Annotated in this window: 23 protein-coding genes and 1 pseudogene; 12 read left to right on the top strand and 12 right to left on the bottom strand. The window is 46.4% G+C overall.

The genetic code is table 11. The features are described 5' to 3' along the window. Positions 1-118: 118 nt before the first annotated feature. Entirely contained in the window at positions 119-406 is a 288-nt protein-coding gene (locus tag B4F99_RS08365) for a HesB/YadR/YfhF family protein (RefSeq protein ID WP_290756751.1), read from the bottom strand. Positions 407-527: 121 nt separating this feature from the next. On the opposite strand from B4F99_RS08365, the gene B4F99_RS08360 reads away from it, so the two are divergent. The 4 genes from B4F99_RS08360 (at position 528) to B4F99_RS08345 (ending at position 4,730) form a co-directional block, all read left to right on the top strand. Next, positions 528-1,367: a hypothetical protein gene (locus B4F99_RS08360; protein ID WP_290756748.1), complete on the top strand. Its 840-nt coding sequence runs from the start codon at positions 528-530 to the stop codon at positions 1,365-1,367. Between the two features lie 13 nt (positions 1,368-1,380). After that, entirely contained in the window at positions 1,381-1,830 is a 450-nt protein-coding gene (gene bcp, locus B4F99_RS08355) for a thioredoxin-dependent thiol peroxidase (protein ID WP_056063163.1), read from the top strand. Between the two features lie 330 nt (positions 1,831-2,160). Next, positions 2,161-3,810 carry a peptide ABC transporter substrate-binding protein gene (locus B4F99_RS08350; protein WP_214852369.1) on the top strand — a complete coding sequence of 550 codons (1,650 nt, stop codon included), beginning with the start codon at positions 2,161-2,163 and terminating at the stop codon, positions 3,808-3,810. Positions 3,811-4,079: 269 nt separating this feature from the next. Further along, complete coding sequence (locus B4F99_RS08345; protein ID WP_035410251.1) at positions 4,080-4,730, top strand: homing endonuclease associated repeat-containing protein; 651 nt, start codon at positions 4,080-4,082, stop codon at positions 4,728-4,730. A 97-nt stretch (positions 4,731-4,827) separates the two neighbouring features. Here the strand turns inward: B4F99_RS08345 and B4F99_RS08340 are convergent, their stop codons facing one another. Further along, complete coding sequence (locus tag B4F99_RS08340) at positions 4,828-6,525, bottom strand: GGDEF domain-containing protein (RefSeq protein WP_214852365.1); 1,698 nt, start codon at positions 6,523-6,525, stop codon at positions 4,828-4,830. Positions 6,526-6,659: 134 nt separating this feature from the next. Here B4F99_RS08340 and B4F99_RS08335 point away from each other — a divergent pair. Beyond that, a pseudogene (locus tag B4F99_RS08335) lies at positions 6,660-7,268 on the top strand (YktB family protein). 31 nt (positions 7,269-7,299) lie between these two features. Here B4F99_RS08335 and B4F99_RS08330 read toward each other — a convergent pair. The 6 genes from B4F99_RS08330 to B4F99_RS08305 all read right to left on the bottom strand — a co-directional run bounded on the left by B4F99_RS08330 (position 7,300) and on the right by B4F99_RS08305 (position 12,326). Beyond that, on the bottom strand, positions 7,300-7,812 hold the full coding sequence (locus B4F99_RS08330; protein ID WP_290756741.1) for a hypothetical protein: 513 nt from the start codon (positions 7,810-7,812) through the stop codon (positions 7,300-7,302). Positions 7,813-7,974: 162 nt separating this feature from the next. After that, a complete protein-coding gene (locus tag B4F99_RS08325) occupies positions 7,975-9,045 on the bottom strand; it encodes an ABC transporter substrate-binding protein (protein WP_056063175.1) in 1,071 nt (356 codons plus the stop codon). Between the two features lie 3 nt (positions 9,046-9,048). After that, positions 9,049-9,849, bottom strand: a complete 801-nt coding sequence (locus B4F99_RS08320) for an ABC transporter permease (protein WP_290756737.1) — start codon at positions 9,847-9,849, stop codon at positions 9,049-9,051. Continuing rightward, positions 9,849-10,655 carry an ABC transporter permease gene (locus B4F99_RS08315; protein WP_081780411.1) on the bottom strand — a complete coding sequence of 269 codons (807 nt, stop codon included), beginning with the start codon at positions 10,653-10,655 and terminating at the stop codon, positions 9,849-9,851. Before B4F99_RS08315 ends, B4F99_RS08320 begins: the two co-directional genes overlap by 1 nt. Then, a complete protein-coding gene (locus B4F99_RS08310; protein ID WP_035410273.1) occupies positions 10,655-11,749 on the bottom strand; it encodes an ABC transporter ATP-binding protein in 1,095 nt (364 codons plus the stop codon). The genes B4F99_RS08315 and B4F99_RS08310 overlap by 1 nt, the downstream gene beginning before the upstream one ends. 13 nt (positions 11,750-11,762) lie before the next feature. Then, complete coding sequence (locus tag B4F99_RS08305; RefSeq protein WP_290756731.1) at positions 11,763-12,326, bottom strand: helix-turn-helix domain-containing protein; 564 nt, start codon at positions 12,324-12,326, stop codon at positions 11,763-11,765. Between the two features lie 169 nt (positions 12,327-12,495). Here B4F99_RS08305 and B4F99_RS08300 point away from each other — a divergent pair, with 169 nt between their 5' ends. From B4F99_RS08300 to B4F99_RS08290, 3 genes are read left to right on the top strand one after another with little or no spacing between them, the layout of a single operon-like run. After that, positions 12,496-13,341, top strand: a complete 846-nt coding sequence (locus B4F99_RS08300) for a DegV family protein (protein WP_290756728.1) — start codon at positions 12,496-12,498, stop codon at positions 13,339-13,341. A gap of 59 nt (positions 13,342-13,400) precedes the next feature. Then, positions 13,401-14,129: a tryptophan-rich sensory protein gene (locus B4F99_RS08295; protein WP_214852355.1), complete on the top strand. Its 729-nt coding sequence runs from the start codon at positions 13,401-13,403 to the stop codon at positions 14,127-14,129. Positions 14,130-14,180: 51 nt separating this feature from the next. Beyond that, entirely contained in the window at positions 14,181-14,528 is a 348-nt protein-coding gene (locus B4F99_RS08290; RefSeq protein ID WP_290756725.1) for an iron-sulfur cluster biosynthesis family protein, read from the top strand. Between the two features lie 233 nt (positions 14,529-14,761). Here B4F99_RS08290 and B4F99_RS08285 read toward each other — a convergent pair whose 3' ends face one another. The 3 genes from B4F99_RS08285 to B4F99_RS08275 form a co-directional block, all read right to left on the bottom strand. Continuing rightward, positions 14,762-16,804, bottom strand: a complete 2,043-nt coding sequence (locus B4F99_RS08285) for a bifunctional diguanylate cyclase/phosphodiesterase (protein ID WP_290756722.1) — start codon at positions 16,802-16,804, stop codon at positions 14,762-14,764. Positions 16,805-16,984: 180 nt separating this feature from the next. Further along, positions 16,985-17,722, bottom strand: a complete 738-nt coding sequence (locus tag B4F99_RS08280) for an anti-sigma factor (protein WP_290756719.1) — start codon at positions 17,720-17,722, stop codon at positions 16,985-16,987. Then, on the bottom strand, positions 17,703-18,266 hold the full coding sequence (locus B4F99_RS08275) for an RNA polymerase sigma factor (RefSeq protein WP_214852347.1): 564 nt from the start codon (positions 18,264-18,266) through the stop codon (positions 17,703-17,705). Before B4F99_RS08275 ends, B4F99_RS08280 begins: the two co-directional genes overlap by 20 nt. A gap of 226 nt (positions 18,267-18,492) precedes the next feature. Between B4F99_RS08275 and B4F99_RS08270 the strand changes: the two genes are divergently transcribed. From B4F99_RS08270 to B4F99_RS08260, 3 genes are all read left to right on the top strand, one after another. Beyond that, positions 18,493-18,756 carry a metal-sensitive transcriptional regulator gene (locus B4F99_RS08270; protein WP_214852345.1) on the top strand — a complete coding sequence of 88 codons (264 nt, stop codon included), beginning with the start codon at positions 18,493-18,495 and terminating at the stop codon, positions 18,754-18,756. A 177-nt stretch (positions 18,757-18,933) separates the two neighbouring features. Then, positions 18,934-19,740, top strand: coding sequence for an SMP-30/gluconolactonase/LRE family protein (locus tag B4F99_RS08265; protein WP_056063188.1), 807 nt, complete (start codon positions 18,934-18,936; stop codon positions 19,738-19,740). A 126-nt stretch (positions 19,741-19,866) separates the two neighbouring features. Then, positions 19,867-20,595 (top strand): MBL fold metallo-hydrolase, encoded by a 729-nt coding sequence (locus tag B4F99_RS08260; protein ID WP_290756715.1) that lies wholly within the window; start codon positions 19,867-19,869, stop codon positions 20,593-20,595. 61 nt (positions 20,596-20,656) lie between these two features. On the opposite strand, the gene B4F99_RS08255 is transcribed toward B4F99_RS08260, so the two are convergent. Then, positions 20,657-22,267 carry an alpha-glucosidase gene (locus B4F99_RS08255; RefSeq protein WP_290756713.1) on the bottom strand — a complete coding sequence of 537 codons (1,611 nt, stop codon included), beginning with the start codon at positions 22,265-22,267 and terminating at the stop codon, positions 20,657-20,659. A 148-nt stretch (positions 22,268-22,415) separates the two neighbouring features. Here B4F99_RS08255 and B4F99_RS08250 point away from each other — a divergent pair, with 148 nt between their 5' ends. Beyond that, positions 22,416-23,603 (top strand): aminotransferase class I/II-fold pyridoxal phosphate-dependent enzyme, encoded by a 1,188-nt coding sequence (locus tag B4F99_RS08250; protein ID WP_290756710.1) that lies wholly within the window; start codon positions 22,416-22,418, stop codon positions 23,601-23,603. Positions 23,604-23,619 lie beyond the last annotated feature (16 nt).

Genomic DNA, 23,619 nt, shown 5'->3' with positions numbered 1-23,619 from the left:
TTTAATCTCTACTTTAAATCGCTTACATTCTCCATTGTACAGAAGCATGAGTCCGCTTACAATTATTCTAGTCAAAAAAATAAAGGAGCGACCGATTCGGTCTCTCCTCGTTCCTCTATCATTCCTTCGCTTGTGAAAAAACAATCTCTTCGTTTTCGATCGAGACTTTGACGTCTTGTCCTTGGAATAACCAGTAATCTTGGTCAGATACGACGAAATGAATACCGTCGACGACTTCCTCGACCGCTGCCCGTTCGACTTCTTCCATATGAACGCCGACGGAGAAACCTTGCGTTAAATCCGTTGATCCACCATATTTTGCGAAAAAGCGAATCGTATCGCCCGATTGTGCTTCCATCTCATTTTTAAAGTATTGCAATGCCTCGTCTGTAATATGAATTTTCATACCTATCACTCCCCTTTCGTTTAGTGTACCGATATCCTACTCAAAAAAGCGAATTTCCTGTATGGTAGAGACAAGATTAGCTATGAAATCATCACGGAACACCCATCTAGGAGGAATTCGAATGAAACGATCGCTCGTAGTGTTGCTTGCGACCAGTCTCGTACTCGTCGGTTGCGGAAACGATTCCCCGTCTTCTACAAATACCCAATCCCCGAAGACGACGGAAACGAAACAACAGAAGGCTGAACAAGCCGTTCTCGATATCTATCAAACCTATGAAAAAACGCTCGGTCAATCGGGACGAGCAGATGCGAAAGACCTCGCATCGATTGAATATACAGGTGACGCAAAACAACTTGAACCCCTCGCCGTTGGTGCGAAGAACTTGAACGTCATTCCCGGTAAAATCGTCAAGTCGTTCCAAAAGGGTGACGTCGCTTATATCATCCATGAATTCAAGGATGCGAAGGGATCCATTCTCCCGAACCGCGGATCGAAGCTGTTATTGAAGAAAGACGATGAATGGAAGATCGTTCTGACACCGACGACGTTCGACCCGGCCGTCTTCTCGACGCTTGGTGACCTATTCACTGGGTTTAACGCCGATGAGTATGGTGTCAATGCGAAAGCAGCAGACGAAATCGGGAAAACGGATGAAAAAGAACAGGATGCCGTCTTCTCTCGCGTCAATGCACAAACGGATTATATGGCGCTTGAGATGAACAGTAACATTCTGATGATTTACGGTGAGGCGCTGAAGAATGAAGGAAACCCAGAGACGCTCGTTGATTACTATCAAGACTATGCGGATTGGTATGAGGACGAACAGCCTCTCCTCATGAAGACGGCGAAAGCCGGTACGGATTATGAGAAGTACTTGATCGCACTCGATCCGTTAAAAGAAAGCCTTCAAAAGAAGCTTGAAAAATATGCGGATCAATTAAACATGGAATTAGGATAAGGAGGAATTTTTCATGCAAGCACCAACATTCACCCTTCCAAATGCACAAGGAGAACCAATCTCCCTTGAGGATTATCGTGGAAAAAAAGTCGTACTTTATTTCTATCCAAAGGATTCAACGCCGGGTTGTACGACCGAGGCATGTGATTTCCGAGATGCGACGCAAGCTTTTGAAGAGAACAACACCGTCATTCTCGGCGTCTCCGCCGATAGCCAGAAGCGTCATCAGAACTTTATCGCGAAATACGAATTACCGTTTCAATTATTATCAGATGTCGATCACGAAGTCTGTGAACAATATGGCGTCTGGCAATTAAAGAAGAACTACGGTAAGGAATATTATGGAATCGTACGCTCGACTTTCTTAATTGATGAATCCGGTGAAATCGTCAAGGAATGGCGTAGTGTGAAAGTAAAAGATCATGTCGCAGAAGCACTTCAATACGTACAAGAACGGAAATAATTCGAAGAACCAGTTGAATCATCCAACTGGTTCTTTTTGTATGTGCAGATTATTAATATTTCTAATTTTATCCTTACATAAAAATAATTTCATGTAAGAAAACGTTGGTATCACACACAAATTTAATGATTTTGAAATAATCTGAAAATATCCTATTGATTTTTCTGAATATTGTATTTATTATTGATAACAAGTTGATCCGGTGCTTTCCATAGCTTAAGAATAAAAGGCGATGACCCCTCTTATTTTTAGTCGGACACCGGATCGCTATCCTATCGGTTCTTATCGTTTCACCATATATATCTATTTCTTTTGGGAGGGATTTACTTTATGAAGAAGAAAAAGGCACTCGCACTCGTCGGAGCACTGACAATCGCTGGATCAAGTCTTGCGGCATGTTCGACGACAGATGAAGGTAAAAAAGAAGGCGGCTCGACGTCAGGCGACAAAACTTCAGACAAACAAGTCTTGAACTTAACGAGCGGTTCAGACATTCCGGCTCTTAGCCCGACAGTCGCAACGGACTCTGTATCCTTCACGGTATTGAACAACGTTCAAGAAGGTCTGTTCCGTCTTGACGAGAATCAAGAAGCGACACCAGGTGTTGCTGAGAGTGTGGATGTTTCGGAAGATGGACTTACATACACGTTCAAACTTCGTGATTCAAAATGGTCGGATGGCAGCGATGTCACAGCAAAAGACTTCGAATATGCGTGGAAACGCGTCCTCGATCCGAAGAGCGGTTCGCAATATGCGTATATCATGTATATCATCGACGGTGCGGAAGCGTACAACACGGGTAAAGGGAAAGCAGATGACGTTGCAGTTAAAGCGGTCGACGACAAAACACTCGAAGTCAAGTTGACGCAACCGGCTGAATACTTCAAATCATTGACTGGTTTTGGTTCATTCATGCCGCTCAAGCAAGAATTCGTCGAAAAACAAGGGAAAAACTTTGCGACGAAGCCGGATACATTCCTCTACAACGGACCATTCACTCTCTCGGATTGGAAGACGGAAGTCGGCTGGAGCTTTAAGAAGAACGACCAATACTGGGATAAAGACAACGTCAAGCTCGATGACATCAACTTCAAGATCGTTAAGGAAGTCTCAACGAGCGTCAACCTTTACGAAAAAGGTGATGTCGACCAAGTCGGTCTGACGAGTGAGTTCGTTGATCAGTACAAAGATAGCAAAGAGTTCGATACGCGTCTTGATGCATCAATGTACTACATCCAAATGAACTTCAAGAATGAACTCTTGAAAAACAAGGATATCCGTAAAGCGATCGATTCGGGATACGATAAAGCGCAGATGGCGAAAGTCCTCTTGAACAACGGTTCGATCCCTGCATACTACTACGTACCAAAAGACTTCGCAAAAGGTCCAGACGGTAAAGACTTCCGTGACGGAAACGAAGGCTTCGGTTCATACGACGCTTCTTCAGCCAAAGCATCGTTCGAAAAAGGTCTCAAAGAAGTCGGTAAGAAATCGGTGAAACTCGAGCTTCTTTCGTACGATGATGACAACTCGAAGAAAATCTCTGAGTACCTCAAAGGCGAGTGGGAGAAAAACCTTCCAGGTCTTGAAGTCACGATCAAACAACAACCGTTCAAAAACAAATTGGATCTTGAATCAAAAGGTGAGTTCGAACTATCCTTCGCAGGATGGGGACCTGACTACCAGGATCCGATGACGTTCCTCGATATGTGGGTAACGGGTGGGCCATACAACCGTGGTAAATACACAAGCGATAAGTATGATTCGCTCATCAAATCGGCTCAAAAAGAAGTCGATGCAGCGAAACGTTGGCAGTCACTGAAAGATGCTGAGAAAACACTCCTTGAAGATGATCAAGCCATCTCAGTCATGTACCAACGTGGAGCATCCTTCCTACGTAAACCGTATGTCAAAGGAATCGTCAACCACAAAGTTGGTGCCGATACTTCGTACAAATGGGCTTCCATTGAAGGAAAATAAGTTATACCCGAAGACCAGATTCGCTGACGAGCGTGTCTGGTCTTTTTTTCCATATGAGCCGTTTGTCCTATTTTTCTGAATAGAATTAAAATTTCGTGTCATTCTGTTTTCATTTCCATGACTTCCATTTATACTAAGCAAAGAATCCGATTCACTTTATTTACAATATTTTGCGGGAATTATTTATAGTTAATGGAAATGTACCGATATATCTAATACAGAGGACTTTTGCCTCAATATTACATCGAACTAGGAAGGAGGACTCACTCATGAAGCAACGTGTACTTACGAGTCAACAGAGTTATACAGAAGAGCAGCTTGAGATGATTGAAGCCATCCGTGCGGTCGGTGAACTCATCCAGGATCGTCCACGCCGCACTGTCTATCGCCGTTATGCTCTCGTGAATGACTGGCCTCAGCCAGAAAACATCATTCGTCAATTCGGTTCATGGCCAGAAGCCTTATCGGCTGCTGGATACGAGTGGAATGTCGATCAACAGCCGGAGGAACTCGAGCGGGCACCTAAATACACGAAAGACGAGATCTTAAAGTCATTCGAACGGTATGCACAAGACGTCGGCTCGACGATCACGCTTAAAAAGTATCAAATGTGGCGTAAATCCGTCCATCATGCCCCGAGTCACTATCACATCGTCAAGATGTTCGGTTCATGGCATGACGCCTGTACCGCAGCAGGACTCGAAGCAAGTGTCACCTATTCAAAAGCTGAACTTGCTGCTTCCCTGCGTCAAGCAATCGAAGAAGTTGGCTTCTCCCTCTCCTTTGAAGCATATCGAGAATGGGCAAAGCGAAACAACAAACCATCGACGAAAGCCTTACTTCATCGCTATGGGTCTTGGTCAGCCGCGATCCATGCGATCGAAAACGAGATTCGCCTTAGTAAACAACAAGCCCAATGAACTTATACCTTCTTCAATCCTTCTCGTTCATTTGAACTGGAAGGATTTTTTACATCAAAAAAGAAGGTGACGCATCCGCCACCTTCTATTCGCTTCTTTAAATGACCTTCTCTTTCCACTCCTGATACGATGCGACACGATCGCGTCCTTGGAACTTGGCACCGACGTACATCGCCCGGTCCGCATTTCGAATCAGACTCGCAAGATCCCCAAGTTCCTTTAACGTATCGATTCCGATACTTGCTGTGATTTGAAGGGTGTGACCTTCAACTAAAATAGGATGCGCATGTAACGTCTCACGAATCCGTTCTGCAACGATTTGTGCGGAATCAAGATCCGTATTTGGTAGCAAGATGACGAATTCCTCTCCCCCGTAACGCGCAACGAGATCCGTGATTCGTGTTGCTTGCATCAATAACTTCGCGACTTCAAATAAAACGACATCTCCGACTTCATGACCATACGTATCATTGATTTGTTTAAAGTGATCCAAATCAATCATCAATGCAGAGAACGGATACAGATCGCGTTGTTTAATACGACGATCGCCCCACTCTTGTAGCGCACGATAGTTTGGCAATTTTGTCATCGCATCTGTTCGACTATCCGTCAGTAACCGTTCTCGCTCGTGCGCTCGTTCAACGGCCCACGATAGAACACGTAAAGCACGGTATAACTCGTATCCGAAATCCTTCGTGAACTCTCCACTCGCATGGGACGCAAGGAATAAGGAGCAGTTAATCGTCTCCGTCGCCTCCGGTTGGATGAAGAGGACAGACTGTGTTTCTTCTGGCAGACAATCGTACAGACGAATATCCCATTCCTGTTGCATGCCGTAAAGAAGGACTTCTTCTTTTTCGATGATATCTTCAATGATTCGTCCTTCGACATGATCCGCTTTTAACTTTCGTCCATCCTTCAACGAATAGTAGACAGTCTGCTTGCCTTCTTCAAAATCAAACTTAATCCAAGCGATATCCGGTTTGACGAATTGGTTGAGCTGTCGCAGATATCGCTCGATGATGAACTGTGCATCGCCGTCCTTCCAAGCTGCTTCTTTCAATCGCTCGATTTGCTCCCAATGTTCGATACGATCAGACGCTTCGACCGAACTCCCGAGTGCTCGTTTGATGATGAACAATGCAAATGCTGCCATGACGAGTCCACTATTCCCATTCCCTTGGACGACGAGTGTACTGAAGATCCCATATAACAGTTCTGCCGTGATGACAACTGCTTCAAAGCGTAAGAGCTGGAACATGACGTCACTCGGAATGTTTTCTCCGAGAAGAAATCGAGATAACTGGTATTGTAACAAGAGTACGATCCAAAGGATCGCGACCATCGCTAGTAACGGAACGATGTTTTCTGTCAACAGGAATGCGTCTCCGTGTGTTCCACCTAGGGCATTATAGGCAAGACCTGCTGGCACGATCAGAAACAACTCGAGCGCGACATTGAACGGATAGTTGTGCAACATCCGACGACGTCCGATCGGCGTATGGATCGTCCGCAACTGATAGATGAGCATCGTCAGTTGACCGACGAAAATCGCTGATAACAAACCATATGATAAGAACGTGAAGAGAACAAATCCAAAATGAAAGGTAAAACTCATATGACGACGGCGGACAGGATCGATGACGAAAATCGTCGACAAGGCGGTAATCAATAAGAACGTAAACAAATCGATGCTGAGATTATAATCCTTTGACTTCGCAAAAAGATCGATGCCAATGACGATTACGAAAAAAACGACCCAGCTTCGGAGGAGATATTGTTGAAAACGACGCACAAAACATTCCCCTTCCTCTTAAGTATATATTTGTATATTAATGGAAATCGATATGTCCATTATTCTACTTTTCAAGCAAAATGTCGAACTTCGATAGTATGCTTTGATACAATTGATGTGAGGTGATATTTTTCATGACAAACACATTCACGCAACATGCATTTGATACATTTCAGATTGATGGATTAGAACCCCGGATGAAGGCGATTCGTGAACGGATTCAGCCTGTCTTCCGCGACATCGGTCAAGAAGTCGCACCTGACTTGACAGTCGCAACAGCAGAAGATGTCCATGTCCACATCGCGCAACATGCTCGGCGGAAGGTCAATCCTCCGAAAGATACATGGATGGCATTCTCACCCGATAAACGTGGATATAAAAAACATCCGCACTTCCAAGTCGGTCTATTTGATGATCACTTGTTCATTTGGCTCGCTTATATTTATGAGTTACCGAACAAACAATAATATGCATCAAAACTGTTACAGCATACGGAACTGCTGACGACTCTTCCGGATGATTTCGTCGTTTCTTATGACCATATGAAAAAAGACGCGGTTCCTGTTCACGCGACGGATCTTCAAAAAGGTTTACAACGTTTCCACGACGTCAAAAAAGCAGAGTTCCTTGTCGGTCGCCATATTCCGGCAGAACAAGTTCATCAACTGTCACGCGAAGAATTACTCGAAATAATTCGAAATACCTATTCACATCTCGTACCACTCTATAAAACGATTAAATAAAAAGGATGGCCGAATCGGTCATCCTTTTTCGTTAGTTATATTTTACTAGAATTGACATGACTTGTGTACGGTCGGAATTTAAATTTAGATAAATGTTGACCTGTTTCGAGGAAACAGTCATGACGTTGAATGTTTTATCGAGTTTCGCTGTCGGATATGCTTTTTTAGCTTCTTTGACCGTCACCGTCCGTTTGATTTGCTTTGGATCATAGACGATGGCGCTAACTTTAGCTTTTGTGTCCTTCACACCATACGTTGAACAGTAATGTAGGGAGCGATCTGCTGAAGCAAGACCATTTCCACTTTGACACCAATTGGAGTTCCTTTCCCCTTTGTACGCTTTATGTACTTGTGCAAGTGTCGTTTTTTCAAGTACGACTTTTCCATCGAGTGAGCGCGCTTGTTTCGCTTGTGTTTGAATTTCTTGAAGCCATTTGACGTCTGATTGTTTTGATGCCTCGACCGGTTGCTGTTTATATGAAGTTCCTGACACGATGCTGACAGTGAGAGCGGCAGTTAAGATGATTCCTAAAACTTGTTTCATGATGATGTCCTCCCCGGTGCCTGTAAAAAGGCGTTGATAATAAACTCATTCCCCTATTTCAAAAAATTATTCAGTTTTTACAGTTTTTTTTTGGGAACTTATATTTATTTTTATGAAGAGAAATAAAAAAAGAACCTAGTGCCCCTAGCACTAGGTCTTTCCTCATTTCTTATGCATCTTAAACTCTAAGAACAACTCATTGTAATGCGCGAGCATCTTCTTCCCGAGGTTCTCATAGACTTCAAGCGTATCAGTGACTTGTTTATCAGGATAGAATCGTTTATCCGTCCGAACCGACTTGTCGAGTAACTTTAAGCCTTCTTTGTTCGGTGTCGAATAACCGACGTAGTCCGCATTTTTCGCTGAAATATCTGGGCGTAACATGAAGTTGATGAACTGATGTGCTCCCTTGACGTTTTTAGCTGTCTTTGGAATGACGATATTATCGAACCAGACGTTTGAGCCTTCTTTTGGAATGACGTAGTCAAGTTTGTCGTTCTCACTCATGATCTCGTTCGCATCTCCAGACCAGACGACACCAAGTCCTGCTTCTTCGTTCGCAAGCAATAACTTGATTTCGTCCCCGACGATCGCTTTGACATTTGGCGTCAAACGCATCAGATTCGCCTTTGCTTCCTGTAGCTTCGACTCATCCGTCTCATTCAAGGAATAACCGAGACTGTTCAAACTCATACCTATCACTTCACGCGCACCATCGGCAAGTAGAATCTGGTTCTTCAGCTTCGGATCCCATAGATCCTTCCAGCTCGTCGGTTTTTTTCCGATCAAGTCTTTGTTGTAGACGATACCGACCGTTCCCCAAAAATACGGAATCGAATACTTATTTTTTGGATCAAAGGATAGATCCAAGAAACGTGAATCAATATTTTTGAGATTCGGGATTTTTTGATGATCAATCGGCAGGACGAGCTTCTCATCGATCATCTTTGCGATCGCATAGTCGGATGGGACGGCGATATCATACGTCGTTCCTCCCTGTTCGATTTTCGTCAACATCGCTTCATTCGAGTCGAATGTCTGATAGACGACCTTGATGCCGCTCTCTTTTTCGAACTGTTTGATCAGTGCCGGATCGATATAATCGCCCCAGTTATAAATGTTCAGGACATTCTTACCTGAATACCCTTGTGTCTCGTTTAACTGATTCAAGGTGAATAGGATGACACCCGAGATCAAGAAAATCGCGACGAATAATTGAATCAATTTTTTCAACGGTCATTTCACCTCCGGTCGCGAAAGCTTCGTAGCAGCTCGTTGGTTCAAGAAGTAGTAGCCGATGACGAGCAGGAATGTAAACAAGAAGATGACGGTCGACAACGCATTGATCTTCATCGAAATCCCTTGGCGGGCAAGTGAGTAGATTTCGACAGATAACGTCGTAAAGCCGTTTCCTGTCACGAAGAATGTCACCGCAAAATCGTCAAGTGAATACGTCAATGCCGTAAAGAATCCAGCAAAGATACCGGGTGTGATGTACGGCAAGACGACCTTCGTTAAGACATCCCAGCGACTCGCGCCTAAGTCACGCGCCGCATCGACGAGCGTTGGACTCATCTCCTGTAATTTCGGCAAGACGAGAATGACGACGATCGGTACCGAAAATGCGATATGAGAGAGTAAGACTGACGTAAAGCCAAGCTGGATTCCAAGCATCGTAAAGAAGATCAGAAACGATGCTCCGATGATGACATCAGGGCTGACGATCAAGATACTGTTGAGTGTCAACAACGACGTCTCGACACGTTTCTTGCGGACCGCCTGGATCCCGATCGCTCCGAATACTCCGAGAATCGTCGAGATTGCAGCTGACAACAACGCGATGACGAGTGTGTTCAAGACGATGATCAACAAGCGTGAATCTTGGAAGACTTCCTTGTACCAATCCCACGTGAACGAATCGAAGTTCGTCGTGTTATCAGCGCTGTTGAACGAATAGAATGCGAGATAGAAAATCGGAGCATACAAAATGATGAAGACACCGATCAAATAAAGATTTGCTAGTTTCAGACGTTTCATCAAGTCGTCGCTCCTTTCTTCCGTTTCGTACTTGTCAAGGCAAGGATGATTGCCATCGCGATGATGAGGAAGACGGCAATCGTAGCGCCCATGCCCCAGTTCTGTGTCACGAGGAATTGCTGTTCAATCGCCGTACCGAGCGTAATGACGCGGTTCCCGGCAATCAAACGCGTGATCATGAACAGTGACAATGCCGGAATGAAGACAAGCTGACAGCCTGATTTCACACCGTCAAGTGTCAACGGAAAGACGACACGACGGAATGTCGTGAAATTCGAAGCTCCGAGATCACGTGCCGCGAAGACGAGAGATGGGCTCAGTTTTTCTATCGCGTTAAAGATCGGTAGGATCATGAACGGAATGAAAATGTAAACCGAGACGAAGACAAAACTGAAATCGGTAAACAGGATTTGCTTCCGTCCGATTCCGATCGCTTCAAGCGTTTGATTTGCGAGACCATACGTACTGAACAATCCGATGAAGGCGTAGGTCTTCAACAATAAGTTGATCCACGTCGGCAAGATGACGAGCAACAGCCAAAGTTGTTTATGTTTCGTCTTCGTCAGCAAATAAGCCGTCGGATAACCGATCAAGAGTGAAAACAAGGTGATCAAAAAGGCATACCAGAACGAACTAAGCGTCATCGTTAGATACGTCGATGTGAAGAAGTTCCGGTAGTTCTCAAATGAGAAATTGCCATCAAGATCAAGGAATGAATAATAGACGACGAGCACAATTGGTGCGATGACGAATAAGGCGATCCAGAATAGATACGGGATGAGATACCAGTTACGTGATTTCTGCATCATAACACCCCGTCGTAGGATTCCAGACGCTTATCAAATTCTTCTTCCGTCTCGTTCAATCGCATGACGTGGATCGCTTCCGGATCAAACGTCAGACCGATTTGTTCACCAACCGTCGCTTTTTTCGTACTGTGGACGAGCCATTCGTTTCCGACTTCATCCATACAGGCGATTTCATAGTGCACCCCACGGAACAACTGTGAGTCGACCGTAACCTTTAGTTTTCCTTGTGTCACGTTCGTGATTTCAAGATCCTCGGGACGAATGACGATTTCGACCGGTTCGTTCAGCTCAAGACCGCGGTCAACACATTCGAATTCTTTTTCTGCGAACCAAACTCGATAATCTTCGATCATACGTCCAGGAATGATATTCGACTCGCCGATGAAGTCCGCGACGAAGCGGTTGATCGGTTCATCATAAATATCTGTCGGCGTTCCCGATTGTTGAATGACGCCGTGATTGAGAACGAAGATTTCATCTGACATCGCGAGTGCCTCTTCTTGGTCGTGTGTGACGAAGATGAACGTGATTCCAAGGCGACGTTGTAAGTCGCGGAGCTCATATTGCATCTCTGTCCGCAATTTCAAGTCGAGTGCCGAGAGCGGCTCATCAAGCAAGATGACTTCCGGTTCATTGACGATTGCCCGGGCAATCGCGACACGCTGCCGTTGTCCACCCGACATCTCGGTGATTTCCCGTTTCTCATAACCGGACAAGTTGACGAACTTCAATGCATCGGTCACACGTTGTGCGATTTCCGCTTCCTTCACCTTCTTGATCCGAAGACCAAAAGCAATGTTTTCGAAGACATTTAAGTGTGGGAACAGTGCGTAATCTTGGAAAACGGTATTAACTTGACGTTTGTTCGCCGGCACATCATTGATCCGTTTCCCGTCGAAGATAATGTCTCCCTCTGTCGCTTCCGAAAAACCGGCGATAAGTCGTAAGATCGTCGTTTTTCCGCACCCCGACGGTCCGAGTAACGTATAAAACTTTCCGCGTTCGATTTCAAAGCTGACTTGATCAAGAACGGTCTGATCGTCATAACGTTTCGTTACGTCCTTGAATTGAATGATCGTAGTATCTGCCAATCTAGTTCCTCCTTTATAGGTATGAGTCGGTTGCGGTCACGAGGACCTTTGTCTCTTGCATTGACTCATTGCGTAATTGATGAATTTCTGAAGCCTTATAGTAAAGTGTCTCCCCTTGCTTCGCTAAAAAAGACTGACGTCCGAGCATCAATGTGACGTTCCCCGCGAGCACATAGACAAATGTTTCCGCCCCCGACGGTTCATACGTCTTGAAGGCTCCCCCTGGCGCAAGTGTCAGCAGGACCGGTTCCATCTCTTTTTCATTCGATTCCGGAATGAGCCATGTGACATGATACCCTTGTTCTTCGTCCGCATATGTTGTGACATCTTCTTCTCCATAGACGACTTTTTGATTGAGTGCGTCCTCATCAAAGAAATCCTTCGGTGAGATGCCAAGGACTTCAAGGAGATGAAACAGTGTCTCGATCGATGGGGAACTGATTTCCCGTTCGAGTTGCGAGATGTACCCTTTACTCAGGTCTGTTCTTTCCCCGAGTTCCTCTTGCGTCAATCCCTTTTGAAGACGGAGGTTCTTGATTTTTTGTCCGATTGAGTACAATCGACGTCCTCCTCTCATCGGCTTAGTTTAGTATAAGATGACTAAAAGTTTACTAATCACGTACCGATTATAGCGTATTTCATTATTTAATCAACTAAAACGTTCGATATTTTTTAATGTTCATTTGACAGCGAGAGCGCTTACACCTACAATTATTATCAGGTACTAATTTTAGGAGGAACTTGTAATGCGGATTGCTTGGATCACTGATAGTACGACGATTTTACCGGATACGATCGCAAAGCGCGACGATCTCTCGGTTGTCCCTTTACTCGTCATGAAGGATGGCGAAAGTTTCATCGATGGGGTCGATGTAAATGCGGAAACCGTCTATAGCTGGATTGATGCAAAACATAAAGTGACGACGAGTCAACCTTCCATCGGTAGTTTTACCGAACACTACGAACGACTAAAAGAAGATTACGACATCGGTTTTGCTGTCCACCTGTCGAGTGAACTGAGTGGAACGTACAACGCTTCCGTCCAAGGCGCAGAAATTGCCGGCTTCCGCTTGATCGCGATTGATTCTCGTTGTGGGATTTATCCGGCTGGTCAGCTCTTAGCAGAGGCAATGGAGCTCGTCGAAGCGGGACACTCGATTGAATCCGTCGAACAGATCATTCTGGAGCGTCGCTTCGACCACCATATCGAATTCACTGTCGCGAACCTCGATCAATTGCAAGCCGGTGGACGGATCTCCTCGACGAAGGCATTCGTCGGTAACTTGTTGCAACTGCGTCCGTTGTTCCACTTCGAAGAAGGAAAGATCGTTCCATACCAAACCGTTCGGACGTTCAAAAAAGCCCATTCGAAGATTTTTGATCACCTTGTTTTGATTCTCGAGCGCGGTCAAGTGACGGACATCTCGTTGTTCCACGCGACAGCGTATGAACTGGCGCTCGATTGGAAAAATCGACTCGAAGCACAGTTCGACGTCCGGGTCCGAATCGATGATTTAACGCCGGTTCTCGGTTCACATACCGGAAACCCCGCCATCGGCATGTCCTTTTTGAACCCGACGCGTCGACCATGATGACTAATGAAAATGATTTTTGGGTAAACCTTCTTTAGAGAATAAAGGAGGTTTTTTGTTTGAAAAATAAATGGATTTGGCTTAACTGGGTCGGCTTCATCTTTACGATTGCTGTGAACGCCCTCGATGGTGGAAAGACAGGACGGATTTCTGACTCCATCTTTACGTTATTCAAACCGGCTGGTTATGCGTTCTCGATTTGGGGATTGATCTATACGATTTTACTCATTTGGTTGATTCTCCAAACGATCCCAAAATTCAAGGAACATGAACTGGCGAAAAAAATCGGACCATGGTTCCTGATCAGCTGTTTATTCAATGCTGGCTGGATTGTCTCATTCACCTTCGAATTGTTCGTCGTATCTGTCGTCGTCATCGTTGGTCTCTTGCTGTCATTAATCGTCATCTACTCGAAAATCGACCGCGAGACGAAAGGCTTACGCTTCAAGCTACCTTTCTCGCTTTATCTCGGCTGGGTATCGGTCGCAACGATCGCCGACATCTTCCTAACGATCAACGCAGAGGGCGTGACATCGTGGCTTGGAATCGGAGATGCCGGTTGGACGATGATTATGCTTGTCGTCGGTGTCATCGTCGCCCTTCTCTTCATGTTCGCAAACCGCGATCCGATTTATCCGCTCGTCTTCGTCTGGGCGTACATCGCAATCAATTTCGAGTCGGATAACGGTCTCGTCGATACGGCGGTTCTCGGTAGCGTCGTCTTATTGTTAGCCGGGTATATCTTCCTTCTTGTACGGATGCGCCGTCGAGTCAGCGTGAGCAAGTGACGTTCCTTTCTCATTCGAACGGCGTATACTAGAGAAAAGGAGTGAATGACCATGAACATCACATTTACACCATCTGCTCAGGAACGAATCAATCAATTACGCGGTGAAGTATCCGGTCAACTACACCTCTACTACGATACAGAAGGTTGCGGTTGCGGAAACTCTGGTATCTTCAGTATTCGTCTCGTCGATGAAGCGACCCCGGAAGACATGACGATCGACTCGAATGTCGGACCCGTTCTTGTCAAACGATGGTCGAGTCATTTCCTCGATCAAAACATGACGCTCGATTACAACGCGGAGAAAAAAGCGTTGATCCTTAAAAGCGATGGACAATACTTCAATACGAACGTGCTCGTTACGGATCAGACAGGCTGTGTCCTCACGGTTCGTTCATAAGCACAGACGAAAAAGGCAACTTCCGCAATGGAAGTTGCCTTTGTTTGTGTTCGAACAGACAGGTGCTACGTTAAAAGCTTGGATGGTCTGAGTATGATTGAATGTACTAGATGTCTGTCTGCGTCGTGCACAAGCTGGTGAGAAAATCCAGCGCTTTGCGTCCCCCCAGACGTCGCATGCATCATCCTCGCATGCTTATCTAGTATACGAACGAAAGTCGTGTTTGGATTGCTTTATCCGACATTTAGAACGGTCTCTTCAATCATCCGCTGATTCAGATCCTTCACATGCATCGGCTTACTGTAATAATAACCTTGTCCATAATCACAACCGAGACGTTTCAGGAAAAGATGCTGTTCGAGTGTCTCGACGCCTTCCGCGACGACTTCGATCCCGAGACTCTTCGCAAGCTGGATGATCATTTCCGTGATTGCCGTTCCGCGTTCGTCATGCGGGACTTCATCGATGAACGATTTATCGATCTTCAGGATATCAATCGGGAGATGCTTCAGGTGTGTCAATGATGATAGACCCGTTCCGAAATCATCAAGTGCGATCGTCAGACTGAGTTGTTTCAGTTCACCGAGCATCATCATTGCCCGGTCGAGGTTCTCCATGACGGATGTTTCCGTGATTTCAAGCTGTAGCTGTAGTTCGCTCCCATTCTTCAATGAATGGTGGACGATTTCCTTAATCATTAAGTTGTGTGACTCGGACCGGAAATGCATCGCTGATAAGTTCACCGAGACTTGGCGAATGAAATAATCTTCCTTCTTCCAAATCTCCATCTGGGCGACGGTTTCTTTGAGTACCCACTCAGTTAAACGGTGAATCAAACTGTATTTTTCTGCAAGCGGGATGAACTCCGCCGGTGAGATGAATCCAAACTTCGGATGATTCCAGCGGATCAAGACTTCCGCTTGATCAACTTTTCCCGTCGCAAGGGCGATCTTCGGTTGATAGACGAGGGTGAACTCCTTGAAATCCGTCATCGCCCGGCGTAAGGATCCGACAATCAATTGCTCTCTACGATCCGAGTGTAGTGAGTCATCATACACGATGAAGCGATCACGCCCCTCATTTTTGCCAGCCCGAAGCGCACTCTCCATCTGACCGATCCGCATCTCAAGTGATTCCTTCGCATTCGGGAGGATGACGCCCATCGTTGCTGTCAAATGAACCGGTTGATCTTCGAGATCAATCGGAAGACGTACATCGTCTAAAATTTGTTCGAAGACATCCGTCATGTCTTCTTGTGAGACACGTTTGATGAGGAAGAACTGCGTCCCGTTATAACGAATACACGCTTCATCTTCCTTCAACGTCTGTAACATCCGTTCTGCGAATTGGCGGATGACCGCATCTCCCTTATCGAATCCGAATGTGTCATTGACCCATTTGTATCCATCAAGATCAAGTAACGCCATCGCCATCTCCTGCTTAGCACGACCATACTGGGCATCGACTCTTGTCATGTGATGATCGAGCCATCGTCGGTTGTGTAATCCCGTCAGATGATCGGTATACGCCATCATCTGCAGTGCACGACGTTCGAGGTGAATGTAGAGACCTGCAATCAACACGAGAATCAAGAAGACCGGTATCGCGACTTCGTTCAAGATGTTCGACGTGATTGGAGCATCACCGATAAGTCCGGCATCTGAGGCTGGAATACAGAACGATGTGCCGAGCATTCCGACATAATGCATCGAAGAGATGGCAAACCCCATCACGACTGCGATGGGAATCAAGATTCGTTTCTTAGCGACATGTCTCAAGCGATGAAGCAGTAGCAAGGCGATATAGGCGACAGTGACTGCAATCAGGACGGATAAAAAAAATAAACTCTTCTCATACCGAACGGCTCCACCGAACTCCATCGCCATCATGCCAAGGTAATGCATCGTAGCGATTCCGCACCCCATCAGGGATCCTGCTAAAATGACCTTCTTTCGCGTAATCGTCGACGAGTACAACAAATGAAAGGCAATGAAAGCAGCCAAAATAGCGGGAATGACGGATAAGAACATTAAAAACCAATCATAGCGAACCGTGACGGACAGAGAGAATGCTCCCATCCCGACGAAATGCATTCCCCAGATCGATAACCCCATCGTCAACGACGAGAGGAACAAGGCACGCTTCTTTAAGGAAGTCGCTTTCGCTAGACGACGATTTAACTCCAGTGAACCATATGAGCCGAGGATGGCAACGAGCACCGATAACACGACCAATGTCACTTCGTAGTGTTTCGTTAAGATGATCCATTCATTCATTGTATGAGGTCTCTCCTTATGAAATGTCATTCTCCTAACTATCGTCTGCTCTGACTCTTTTTTTCAGTGAAATTTAGAAATTCGTTTGATTTCTTATCATTCCATCACTTTTTTACCTAATCCACTCGACATCTTACACAAAAACGGATCCGCTCGAGACGGATCCGTTAAACATCATTTTTAGAGTGCTACCGATGCGACGATTTCACCCGTCGGTTTTTCTAAATCCGGTTCGGGTTCGACCGTGATGGCGACGGCATCAACTTTTCCGTCTCCTTTAAGCGGGAAGACAGCTGCTGCCTCTCCATCTTTTTCGATGACACCGTTCGCAGTAGGTGTCTCTCCTTCGAGCGTCCACAATTGATAGAGCTGACCTTTTTGAAGCGGTGGTAAATCTTTCAGTTGAACGAGCATATACGATTTATCGTTTTGCGTGAAAATCATGCTCGATCCTTTAATGGACTCGGTACTTTCAAAGTTCCCCATCCCTTTGATCTCATCCATGGCTAACGTCTCTGGTGTATCTGTGCTCTCTTCCTGTGACAGGAAGTAGGCATTCGCACCAAGCGAGAGAATCAAGGCAGCGGCGATACTCATCAACCAACCGAGTGGCACACTCTTCTTCTTCGTTTGTTGCTGACGTGCTTTTTTAATGTCTACCGGAGTAGTCATCGGTGCTTCCTTCGGAGACGCTGCCTCTGCTGAACCAAGGACTTCTCCAAGAATTCGTGCTTTCATACCTGCAGGAACGGGTCGCTCCGGAAGCGATTCAGCGATGGGAAGCATGAGTTCTTCCATTTCTAAAAGCGCTTCACGACATTCTTCGCACGTCGAAAGATGCGCTTCGAACGCGTCGCGATCAGCTGCGGATAATGTTCCATTAAAATAATCGATTAAGTCATGACAACGTTCTTCCATCTCGTTCCCTCCCATCCATTCGTTTTCGTAATGCTTGAATCGCGCTCCTGATTCGCGTCTTGACCGTTCCAAGAGGTAAATCGAGCTGCTCTGAAATCTGTTGTTGCGTCATCCCCTGGAAGTAAACGAGTTCAATCAGCTCTTGCTGTTCTAGCTTCAATTCACTGACCGCGCCGCGTACTTCAGCAGCCGTTTCACGCTGCATGACCGTCCGCTCGACCGGCTCGTCGTATCCACCATCCCGCTCTTCGACTTCGATCGTCGGTTGTCGTTTTTCACGACGGAGACAATCGAGTGCCGCGTTACGTGTAATCGTTAAAATCCACGATGAAAACTTTCCTTTTTGTGTATCAAAATCAACACGACCGTTCCAAATCTTCATCCATACTTCCTGTATGACTTCTTCGGACAACCGGTCATTATTCGTAAAGCGATGGGCGAATGAAAACAATAACCTCTCGTACTTATCGTATAATGTCTCGAGAGCTTGCTCGTCACCGCTACGCATCAGATGATAAAGCGATTCATCGGATTGAGTGTGCATCCTTCTCCTCCTTCTGACGTCAGCCCTATCATATAGTATACGCAAGCTGACACCAAATCGTTTTCGATTTCACCCATTTTCTAAGTAAAAAACTTCACCACATCCATATTCCCTCATTCTATGAAAAGTATAGCTTAAAATTCTGCTGAATTGACAGCGATACCGTAATGGGCATAGCATAAAGATACTACATGACGTCAGGTCAACGGGAATCGGAGGAATAAAGATGGATTATGATCGGAAGATGAAAAACCGTGTTAGTCGGATTGAAGGACAGCTACGAGGTATTTTACGGATGATGGAAGAAGGGCAAGATTGCCGCGATGTCATCACCCAGCTCTCCGCTGCCCGTTCTGCGATTGACCGAACGATCGGCGTCGTCGTTAGCTCGAATTTGATCGATTGTGTCAAGGAAGCAGAACAAAATGGCGATGGACAAACAGAAGAACTCGTGAAGGAAGCGGTCAACCTATTGGTGAAAAGCCGCTGACGTCACGTTCATACCGATAGTCTGCTTTGGAAGCAGGCTATTTTTTAACGTTTCTTTTCCCAAAGTCGTTGCGAGTGTACACCTTGACTTAGGTTTGATTGCGTATCAAAACAGGTATACTAAATTGTTATTACTTGGACAGCATGTAGAGCCGTCCGCTTAGGAGGAAGAGTACTCATGACCGTTTCCCTATTCATTGATATCACCTGCAAGACAGGTGAATCCCCTGTTTACGACGCAAAAACAAAACGCTTTTATTTCGTCGATATTCCGAATCAACTGCTCTTTTCATATGATCTTGTTACAGAAGCACTTAAACCATATACGTTGCCAAGCGCTATTACATCGATTGCCTTGACGGACGCTCCGGACTTATTGCGTGTCACATCAGCACATGGCTTTGGCACGTTCGATCTCAAGGAAGGACATCTGTCTCTCGAACATCAATTGTCATTACCGGATTCTGATCGGATGAACGATGGCAAGCTCGATCCGACCGGACAATATGTCGCTGGTAGCATTAATGAAGAAGACGGTAAAACAGCTGGGCTGTTCCGTCTGCGTCATGACGGTTCCATCGATGTTTTACACGAAGACTTGACGAACTCCAATGGACTCGTCTGGTCAGAAGATGGCAAGACGCTCTATCATATCGATACACCAACGAAAAAAGTCTATGCCTTCGACTACGCTCCCGATGCCCCACTTTCGAATAAACGCGTCGCCGTTGATCTCGAAGAGGAAGAAGGATTCCCGGATGGTATGACGAAGGATGCTGAAGGTCATGCTTGGATCGCACATTACGCCGGATCATGTATTACACGTTGGAATCTCACGACGGGCGAAAAACTGGATCACGTCGACTTCCCTGTCTCGAATCCGACATGTCCGATTTTTTACGAAGATCGCTTACTCGTCACGACAGCTGCCAACGGAGATGATGCACCACATGCCGGTGCTGTCTTCGCGGTGACATTTGAATAATTAGCAAGGGAGGGATCATCTAGTAATAGATGGTGCCTCTTTTTACACATAATCCGTCTAGACGCCTATTCAAAAACAGACGATACTAAAGAAGAAGTCTATTTACTTTTTGAAGGAGTGAAGCCGATGCGTGTCACGATCATCGAACGTTTACACCAATTGCAGACGACCCCATTCTTTTTCCCGGTCAATTGCTACCTGTTTGAAGAAGCAGACAGTTTGACATTGATTGACGCCGGACTCGGAATCAACGCAAAGGCGCTTTATCACTATATTCGAAAGCAAGAAAAACCGCTCGGCGCAATTATCCTGACACACGCACATGCCGATCATGTCGGCTCGCTCGATTTCCTTGCGAATGCCTTTCCTCTCGCTCAAGTCTGCATCAGTTACCGTGATGCCGCATTGCTCAGTGGAGACGAGACGCTACGCGAAGGCGAAACGACCCCTTTAAAAGGCGGTATTCCGAAAAACATCAAAACACGTCCAGATCGATTGCTCGAAAGTGGTCAACAAGTCGGTAGCCTCAGCGTCATCGCTTCGCCAGGTCATACACCTGGTTCGATTTCTCTTTGGCATGAAGGTAGTCGGATGCTAATCGCCGGAGATGCCTTTCAGACACAAGGGGGACTCGCTGTCTCCGGTGACGTCCGTTGGCAATTTCCGTTCCCAGCACTTGCGACATGGGATCCGGACGTTGCTCTTCGCTCCGCTGATCAATTAACGGAACTGTCTCCGGATATTCTTGCCGTCGGACATGGTCCCCTCATCCTTGGACCAAGTTACGAGATGCGCCAAGCCGTCGATCGATTCACGCACGTCTTACAGACGAAAAAATCGTCACCTTTCAAATAACACATGAAATAACATCCGTACGCGTTCCTGACACGTCGCGGATGTTTTTTCGTCCAGTAGTTCAATTCTGTTCTGTAACAGCATATCGATATACACGTGCTTCATAAGGACGTAGTTCATCCGAGACATCTGGATAGTTCGACACAAGCAACTTATCTTGCGATAAAACGAAGGCAGTTTGCATCGGTTCGTCATGCACGTTGAGAACGATCCGCCACACTTCTCCCTCTAGTTCCCGCTCATAGATGTAGAGATACGGATCATGAAGAGCTAAGTCGCGATACGTACCATAGACCATGATTGGATGATCCTTTCGCATCTGAATCAATGCTCGGTAAAAGGCAAGGACGGATGATGGATCGGCTTCTGCTTGCGCGACATTGATGTCCGTGTAATTCGGATTGACCGCTAACCACGGTTTCCCACTCGTAAAGCCTGCCGCGTGCGTACCGTCCCACTGCATCGGCGTGCGGGAGTTATCGCGTGCGAGTAACTGCATTGACGAGAGTACGACCTCCGGATCCTCGCCGCCAGCGACGCGCTCCGCGTATCGATTTTGAAAGGCGACGTCTTGATAGAGCGACGGATCCGAGAAGCGAATCCCCGTCATCCCAATCTCTTCTCCTTGATACACGTATGGAATGCCAGGTAATGTATGCAACATCAAACCGAGTAGTTTCGCACTCTCGACTCGGTATCGTTCACTGCCGAAGCGGGTCACTTGTCGCGTATGATCGTGGTTGTTGAGAAACTGTGAATTGACACCTAATGGGTATAAGACGTCATACCATCGTTTCTGAATTTCCTTGAATCGTAAAAGGTCCATTGCCTCCATGTCGTCCGCGATTTCGAAGTGAAACAGCGTTCGAAGTTCTTCACGTTCTTCACTGACATATAACAGACCGTCTTCTGGACCGACGAACGGAATCTCACCGACCGTGAACAAATCTTTCCCGGCAAGGACGTTCGCATGCATTTCCTGAAGGAAGTCGTGCACACCTGGTTGATTCCCGAGATACGATAGATTAAACGGATTGACGACATCCTCAAGCGAACGTTTTTTGATCAAGTTGATGACGTCCATCCGGAAACCGTCAATCCCTTGAGCGATCCACCAGTTCATCATGTCGTAGATCGCTTGCCGGACAGCCGGTTGTTCCCAGTTTAAGTCCGGTTGTTCTTTCGCAAAGGAATGGAAATAATATTGTTCGCGCTCTTCACTCCACGTCCACGGGCTCGGCGCAAAGTAAGACCGCCAATTGTTCGGGGGCGTCTCTTTCGTTCCATCTTTCCAGATGTACCAATCATCCTTGTCGTGGATTCGGTCCCGCGACTGACGGAACCAGTCATGCTGGTCACTCGTATGATTGACGACCAAATCAAGAATTATCTTTAAGCCGCGTGCGTGAGCCGCTGTGATCAACTCTTGTAGATCGCCCATCGTTCCCGCCTTGTCCATGATCGTGTAATAATCGGCAATATCATAGCCATTATCGATGTCTGGAGAACGGTAACATGGATTTAACCAGACGATATCGACACCAAGCGATGCGATGTAATCTAGCTTGTCGATGACACCTCGCAAATCACCGATGCCGTCCCCATTCGAATCCTTAAAACTGCGCCAATAGACTTGATAGACGACTGCTTCTTTCCAGCTAGCTCGCTTCATCTCCTCACTCCTCTCCCTACTCTCTATTCCCGCTCCACATATCTGTACCTGTTTATTGGACGATTTTTTTGAATTTCAAAAAAGTTCTTTTCTTTTGACTGAATATTCGTTATCCTTGACGACAATACTACGAAGGAGGCACACATCCATGAAACATTTCGCTCCATCCATCGCCATCGATCGGCTTCCTGCTCCCGTTTTCGCTGAACTTGCGAACCGGATCGGTGCTGTGAAAGCTGCCGGGCATGATGTCATTACCCTTGGTCAAGGAACACCCGATCAAACGACGCCCGTACATATTCTCGACGCCTTGAAACAGGCGATCGATGAGCCAACAAACCTTCAATATCCACCATTTCGTGGACATGATTTTCTAAAGCAAGCCGTCGCGAGCTTTTATGCGAACGAATTCGGCGTCACGATCGATCCGGCAACCGAGGTCGCAATTCTTCTCGGTAGTAAAGCCGGAATCGTCGCCTTACCACAAACGATCGTCAATCCTGGAGAAGGTGTCATCGTCCCGGATCCGGGGTACCCGGATTACCTGTCTGGAGCAGCACTTGCTGGCGCTTACCCGATTACGCTTCCATTGCTTGAGAAAAATAACTTCCTGCCGGATTACGATTTACTTGATACGACAGATGTCGAGCGCGCCCGGATGTTGTTCCTCAATTACCCGAGTAATCCGACAGGTGCGACAGCGACAGCAGAAGCCTTCGAACAGACCGTTGCCTTCGCGGATGCCCATGATATTTGTGTCGTCCATGATTTAGCCTACGGCGGCATCAGCTTTGATGGTCCCACACGAAGCTTCTTGCAGACGGAAGGGGCGAAGGAGGTCGGAATCGAGTTGTTCTCACTCTCGAAACGCTTCAACATGTCTGGCTTCCGAATCGCTTTCGCGATCGGAAATCCGTCCGTCATCTCAAGCATCGAGACGTATCAGGAACATCTCTACGTCAGTGCCTTCACACCGATCCAACATGCAGCGACCGTCGCTCTGACGAGTGACCAGACATGTGTCCGCGAGTTAAGTAGTCTGTACGAAACACGACGCGATGCGTTGTTCGCGAAACTCGATGCGATTGGCTGGAGTGGACCACGTCCGGGCGGTTCCTTCTTCGTCTGGCTTCCTGTTCCTGAAGGTTACACGTCCCAAAGCTTCACCGATCACCTGCTTGACGAAGCACACGTCGCTGTAACCCCTGGATCCTTCTTCGGCGAATACGGTGAAGGCTACGTCCGGATCAGCTTGATTGCTGACGTCGAACGTCTAGAAGAAGCCGTCGATCGAATCGGAACGCTCAACCTGTTCCGGACACCTGTTGCAGAATAATTCTGAAAAAACATTT

Origin of the sequence: Exiguobacterium sp. UBA3491 (assembly GCF_002377745.1) — a bacterium.
Taxonomy (GTDB): domain Bacteria; phylum Bacillota; class Bacilli; order Exiguobacteriales; family Exiguobacteriaceae; genus Exiguobacterium_A.
The sequence above is the reverse complement of the archived record's forward strand: the minus strand, read 5'-3'. Positions and strand labels throughout refer to the sequence as shown.

Coding starts and splice junctions, on each gene's coding strand:
- B4F99_RS08365 (WP_290756751.1), bottom strand. CDS start 406: ATGAAAATTCATATTACAGACGAGGCATTGCAATACTTTAAAAATGAG.
- B4F99_RS08360 (WP_290756748.1), top strand. CDS start 528: ATGAAACGATCGCTCGTAGTGTTGCTTGCGACCAGTCTCGTACTCGTC.
- bcp (WP_056063163.1), top strand. CDS start 1,381: ATGCAAGCACCAACATTCACCCTTCCAAATGCACAAGGAGAACCAATC.
- B4F99_RS08350 (WP_214852369.1), top strand. CDS start 2,161: ATGAAGAAGAAAAAGGCACTCGCACTCGTCGGAGCACTGACAATCGCT.
- B4F99_RS08345 (WP_035410251.1), top strand. CDS start 4,080: ATGAAGCAACGTGTACTTACGAGTCAACAGAGTTATACAGAAGAGCAG.
- B4F99_RS08330 (WP_290756741.1), bottom strand. CDS start 7,812: ATGAAACAAGTTTTAGGAATCATCTTAACTGCCGCTCTCACTGTCAGC.
- B4F99_RS08320 (WP_290756737.1), bottom strand. CDS start 9,849: ATGAAACGTCTGAAACTAGCAAATCTTTATTTGATCGGTGTCTTCATC.
- B4F99_RS08315 (WP_081780411.1), bottom strand. CDS start 10,655: ATGCAGAAATCACGTAACTGGTATCTCATCCCGTATCTATTCTGGATC.
- B4F99_RS08305 (WP_290756731.1), bottom strand. CDS start 12,326: ATGAGAGGAGGACGTCGATTGTACTCAATCGGACAAAAAATCAAGAAC.
- B4F99_RS08300 (WP_290756728.1), top strand. CDS start 12,496: ATGCGGATTGCTTGGATCACTGATAGTACGACGATTTTACCGGATACG.
- B4F99_RS08290 (WP_290756725.1), top strand. CDS start 14,181: ATGAACATCACATTTACACCATCTGCTCAGGAACGAATCAATCAATTA.
- B4F99_RS08285 (WP_290756722.1), bottom strand. CDS start 16,804: ATGAATGAATGGATCATCTTAACGAAACACTACGAAGTGACATTGGTC.
- B4F99_RS08280 (WP_290756719.1), bottom strand. CDS start 17,722: ATGGAAGAACGTTGTCATGACTTAATCGATTATTTTAATGGAACATTA.
- B4F99_RS08275 (WP_214852347.1), bottom strand. CDS start 18,266: ATGCACACTCAATCCGATGAATCGCTTTATCATCTGATGCGTAGCGGT.
- B4F99_RS08270 (WP_214852345.1), top strand. CDS start 18,493: ATGGATTATGATCGGAAGATGAAAAACCGTGTTAGTCGGATTGAAGGA.
- B4F99_RS08265 (WP_056063188.1), top strand. CDS start 18,934: ATGACCGTTTCCCTATTCATTGATATCACCTGCAAGACAGGTGAATCC.
- B4F99_RS08260 (WP_290756715.1), top strand. CDS start 19,867: ATGCGTGTCACGATCATCGAACGTTTACACCAATTGCAGACGACCCCA.
- B4F99_RS08255 (WP_290756713.1), bottom strand. CDS start 22,267: ATGAAGCGAGCTAGCTGGAAAGAAGCAGTCGTCTATCAAGTCTATTGG.
- B4F99_RS08250 (WP_290756710.1), top strand. CDS start 22,416: ATGAAACATTTCGCTCCATCCATCGCCATCGATCGGCTTCCTGCTCCC.